The following is a 4902-nucleotide window of genomic DNA, read 5'->3' as shown; positions in this document are numbered from 1 at the left end:
AGGTGGCAGATGGCAGATAAAAATCGATTTTTAACTTTATGGAGGTAAATGGAAAACGTGACGCCGGAGCAAAATTACCCTACCACCTATATTCGTCACTGTAAGATTCAAAAGCCGGTTCTTGCTCTACACCATATTTGTGGAAGAGCCGGCGGATATACTCCTGCTCTTCAGGGGTGAGGAAATTCTCTTCACGGTAAATCCGGTAGTACTTTGTTTTACCGAAATGAGCTATGAGTTGGGCTTTTATCGACCGGGCATCTTTATGAGGCACAGTGTCGAGCAGATGTTGTATGCCCCATGCCACACGCATCTTCTGCGTCGACTTGAAATACTTGCAAGCGCCGGTGTCTTCGGGGATGCACCTCGGATTGATGATTGGGATAGTGGGATGTTGGGCAGTATCGTTAGTGGCTGCCATACGGTGCAGGCATTGCCCGGCTTTGGTGCATGAGTCATTGAAACAACGGGCAAAATTATAGGGCACTAATGGAATTTCAGAATGTCTTTTCATTATTGATTTTGTTTATATACGATTTGCGGAGCCAAAGATAGGAAACTTTATACGTAAAAATAGCAATTGCTTGGGATAGATTTCTTTTTTTCGTAGTTTTGCCGGCGAACTGATAATTTGCCAATGAATTTAATAATGGGTTAATAATGGATGAGTTAATTAACGAACAACAGAAACAACAGGGACAACCTTCTGAGCCGAAGAAGAAGAACACACGCACACGGAAAATTGTAAAAAGAACCCTGATAGTGGCCCTATTGGCAGTGGCGGCCTATTTTGTATATTCCATAGTTTGCGTGTTTGTTTTGCCCGACCGCAATATCCGGCAAATCTATCTGGTGCCGGAAGACGCGGCGTTTATCATTCAATCATCAGATCCGATTGGCGATTGGGGAAAATTCAGCAGCAGCGAAACCTGGCAATGCATGAAGAAAGCGAAAGCATTCCAGGAAGTCACGAAGAATGTTGAAACGCTTGATGAAGTTGTCAAAAGCAATAAAATGTTGTTGTCGCTCGTCGGTAAACGCGATATACTCATTTCAGTCCATAAGGTACGCGCCACGGAGTGGGACTTCCTGCTCGTTCTGGATATGCAGAAAGCATCCAAGATGGATTTGTTGAAGGATCAGATTGAAACAGTTCTCTCAATGGCTGGTTTTTCGGTCACTAACCGGAAGCATAATGGCATTAACATTCTCGAAATGCGCGATCCGGAAACACGCGATATCTTTTATTGCGCTTTTGTAAGCAATCACTTTATCGGTTCGTATACATCCAAGCTCGTGGAAGCGGCTATCGACTCCCGCAATAAGCCTGAAATAGGACTCAATCATGGCTTTATCGAAGCTGAAAAACTGGTATCCGGTAAAGGACTGGTGCAGGTCTTTGTGAATTATGCAAGTCTGCCGCAGTTTATGAGTATTTATCTGGGTGCCGGAAACGAGTATATGGATATGTTCAGCAATTCTATGGATTTTGCCGGACTTTATTTCAATACGGACAACAGCCGGATGGAAGTGAAAGGCTACACATTGCGGAAGGATACAGCCAACCCTTATGTCGCCGCCCTGTTAAGCTCCGGAAAGCATACGATGAAGGCGCATGAGATATTATCCGGCCGGACCGCCCTTTACACCAATATAGGTTTCGATGACCCGCTGACGTTTGTGAAGGAACTGGAAAATACGTTGTTTGCGCACGACCGGCAAATGTACGATACTTATAAAAGTTCCCGTGAAAAGATAGAAAAACTGTTCGGTATTTCCCTGGAAGACAACTTCCTGAGCTGGATGTCGGGAGAGTTTGCCATTACACAATCCGAGCCGGGACTGTTGGGACGTGAGCCTGAACTTATTCTCGCCATCAGGGCTAAGAGCATAGATGATGCCCGTGAGAATATGGACTTTATTGAAAAGAAGATTAAGCGGCGTACTCCGGTCAGGATTAAGTCGGTCAATTATAAGGACTTCGAAATTAACTACGTCGAGATGAAAGGCTTTTTCCGCCTGTTCTTTGGAAAACTGTTTGATAAATTCGAGAAGCCATATTATACTTACGTAGACGATTATGTGGTGTTCAGCAACAAAGCTTCGTCCCTGCTCTCATTCGTGGAGGATTACGAGCAGAAGAACTTGTTGGGAAATAGTCCCGGCTTTAAGAACGCATTCTCCTATTTGAATTCCGGTTCTACGGTTTTCTTATATACGGATGTGCAGAAGTTCTATTCCCAGTTGAAGCCTATGATGAACGCTACTACTTGGCGAGAGATACAATCGGATAAGGAAATTCTATTTTCGTTCCCTTACTGGACAATGCAGATTACAGGCGATGGTCAGTCGGCTTCTTTGCAGTATGTGATGGATTATAGTCCGTACAAGCCCGAAGCAGATGTAGCGGTTGACGTTGATGAAGCAAATGAAGAAGGCGAGGAAAGCGGAGAAGGTGAAGGAAGTGAAGGAAGTGAAGTAAGCGAAGTAGGTGAAGGAAGCGAAGAAGTGAATGAAGATACCGCAACCGAAAAAGAATTGATGAGCGAATTGCAACGTTTTTATGTCGAGAAGTTCGAAGGTAATGTTTTGCGGGAGTTCTATCCGGAAGGCGCTTTAAAAAGCGAAGTGGAAGTGAAAGAAGGAAAACGCCACGGACGTTATCGTGAATATTATGAAAACGGCAAATTGAAACTTCGCGGGAAATATTCAAAAAACCAACCTAAGGGTACATGGAAATACTATACCGAGGAAGGAAAGTTTGAACGTAAAGAGAAATTTAAATAATTAAGAAGAATCATAGAATCTTGAAAAGGAAACTCGAAACAGGTTCTAAAACTATATAAAACTTATGTGTATGCAATACCGTGAAATCGGAAAGACAGGGATGAAGGTATCATCTCTTAGTTTCGGAGCTTCTTCTTTAGGAGGAGTATTCCATGATCTGAAAGAGAAAGAAGGCATTCGGGCAGTGTTTGCCGCTATCGAAACCGGCATGAACTTTATTGATGTTTCTCCTTATTATGGACATTATAAGGCAGAGACTGTTCTTGGAAAAGCGCTGAAAGAGCTTCCCCGCAATAGCTATTATCTTTCCACGAAAGTAGGACGATACGGTAAAGACGGCGCAAATACATGGGACTATTCGGCAAAGCGTGCCGCGGAAAGTGTCTATGAGAGCATGGAACGCTTGAATATTGACTTCATCGACCTGATTAATGTACACGATGTGGAATTTGCCGACCTGAATCAGGTAGTTAATGAGACACTGCCTGCCCTGGTCGAATTGCGTGAAAAGGGAATGGTAGGACACGTTGGAATCACCGACTTGCAGCTCGAAAACCTGAAATGGGTGATTGAACATTCCCCATGCGGTACTGTTGAATCTGTCCTTAACTTCTGCCACTATTGTCTTTGCGATGATAAGCTGGCTGATTTCCTGGATTATTTTGAAACGAAAGGAATCGGCGTAATCAATGCTTCCCCGCTTTCTATGGGTTTATTGAGCGAACGAGGTGTTCCTGCCTGGCATCCGGCTCCCAAACCATTGGTAGATGCCTGCCGTAAAGCAATGGAATACTGTAAAGCTAAGAATTATCCGATAGAGAAGCTGGCTATGCAGTTTTCCGTGAGCAATCCCGGGATAGCCACTACGCTCTTTAGTACTACCAATCCGGAGAATGTGAAGAAAAACGTCGCTTTCATTAAAGAACCCATAGACTGGGAACTTGTCCATGAGGTGCGGAAGATCATCGGAGAACAGCAACGTGTAAGTTGGGCAAACTCTTAAAAAACGGGTCAGTCTATGAGTTATACGGTTATTGATGCGCACGCCCATTTATGGCTGCGACAGGATACAACGGTCGATGGCTTTCCTATCCGGACGCTGGAGAACGGGCGTTCGTTGTTTATGGGAGAAGTTCGCCAGATGGTTCCTCCTTTCATGATAGACGGAGTAAATAGCGCAGAGGTTTTTTTGTCGAATATGGATTATGCGCAGGTATCTGCGGCTGTCATTACGCAGGAGTTTATTGATGGCATTCAGAATGAATACCTGGAAGAAGTCATGTCCCGCTACCCTGACCGTTTCTTTGTCTGCGGAATGTGCGAGTTTCGCAAACCAGGATTTTTGGAACAGGCGAAAGAACTGATTGAACGAGGGTTTAAAGCAATCAAGATTCCCGCCCAGCGTTTGCTGTTGAAAGAAGGACGGGTAATGTTGAATAGCGAGGAAATGATGGCGATGTTCCGGTTTATGGAAGAACGGAATGTAATATTGTCCGTCGACCTGGCGGATGGGGCGATGCAAGTTCCTGAAATGGAAGAGGTTATTCAGGAATGTCCTCGACTGAAGATTGCTGTCGGACATTTTGGCATGGTTACGCTTCCTGACTGGAAAGAACAAATAAAGTTGGCGCGCCACCCGAATGTGATGATTGAGTCCGGGGGGATAACCTGGCTTTTCAATGATGAATTCTATCCTTTCAAAGGTGCGGTAAAAGCGATTCGTGAAGCTGCCGGGCTGGTGGGAATGGAGAAACTTATGTGGGGGTCGGATTATCCGCGTACGATTACGGCTATCACTTACAAAATGTCTTATGACTTTATAGTGAAATCACCGGAATTGTCCGAAGACGAGAAAGCACTGTTTCTGGGCGGAAATGCCCGGAAGTTCTATGGTTTCACGGAACTTCCGGTACTTCCCTATATCAGGAATATGTCTGAATAAAATCTATTATTCAAGTTTCGCATGTTGTTTATATTGTTAACAATCAGTAGTATCTTTATTCTCCTCCTCCCGGGAGGAGGAGTACCCGCAGGGGGAGGTGGTAGGGAAAATAAATACCTATTAATCATAACTCTAAGGAATTCTTTCTGCCTACCACCTCCCCTCTTGCGGGG

Annotated in this window: 5 protein-coding genes; 3 read left to right on the top strand and 2 right to left on the bottom strand. The window is 44.5% G+C overall.

Annotated features, from left to right (window positions below):
- Window positions 1–79: 79 nt before the first annotated feature.
- Window positions 80–514, bottom strand: a complete 435-nt coding sequence (locus B2Z67_RS08240) for a DUF6078 family protein (protein WP_291529345.1) — start codon at window positions 512–514, stop codon at window positions 80–82.
- Between the two features lie 146 nt (window positions 515–660).
- Between B2Z67_RS08240 and B2Z67_RS08235 the strand changes: the two genes are divergently transcribed.
- From B2Z67_RS08235 to B2Z67_RS08225, 3 genes are all read left to right on the top strand, one after another.
- A complete protein-coding gene (locus tag B2Z67_RS08235; protein ID WP_291529344.1) occupies window positions 661–2787 on the top strand; it encodes a toxin-antitoxin system YwqK family antitoxin in 2127 nt (708 codons plus the stop codon).
- Between the two features lie 70 nt (window positions 2788–2857).
- Window positions 2858–3790 carry an aldo/keto reductase gene (locus B2Z67_RS08230; protein ID WP_291529343.1) on the top strand — a complete coding sequence of 311 codons (933 nt, stop codon included), beginning with the start codon at window positions 2858–2860 and terminating at the stop codon, window positions 3788–3790.
- A gap of 15 nt (window positions 3791–3805) precedes the next feature.
- The gene (locus tag B2Z67_RS08225) at window positions 3806–4729 is read left to right on the top strand and encodes an amidohydrolase family protein (RefSeq protein ID WP_291529342.1); all 924 of its coding nucleotides are present in this window, start codon (window positions 3806–3808) and stop codon (window positions 4727–4729) included.
- Here B2Z67_RS08225 and B2Z67_RS08220 read toward each other — a convergent pair.
- Window positions 4705–4902: hypothetical protein (locus tag B2Z67_RS08220; protein ID WP_291529341.1), on the bottom strand; the 198-nt coding region annotated here is incomplete at its 5' end. The two genes, B2Z67_RS08225 and B2Z67_RS08220, sit on opposite strands and share 25 nt — an antisense overlap.

It is taken from the genome of Bacteroides sp. UBA939 (genome assembly GCF_002293435.1).
GTDB lineage: Bacteria > Bacteroidota > Bacteroidia > Bacteroidales > Bacteroidaceae > Bacteroides.
Note: the sequence above shows the minus strand (reverse complement) of the source record. Positions and strands in the feature narration are given on the sequence as shown.

Bases quoted from the DNA above. Each gene is read 5' to 3' on its own strand.
- B2Z67_RS08225 (WP_291529342.1), top strand. From the start codon at position 3,806: ATGAGTTATACGGTTATTGATGCGCACGCCCATTTATGGCTGCGACAG.
- B2Z67_RS08235 (WP_291529344.1), top strand. From the start codon at position 661: ATGGATGAGTTAATTAACGAACAACAGAAACAACAGGGACAACCTTCT.
- B2Z67_RS08240 (WP_291529345.1), bottom strand. From the start codon at position 514: ATGAAAAGACATTCTGAAATTCCATTAGTGCCCTATAATTTTGCCCGT.
- B2Z67_RS08230 (WP_291529343.1), top strand. From the start codon at position 2,858: ATGCAATACCGTGAAATCGGAAAGACAGGGATGAAGGTATCATCTCTT.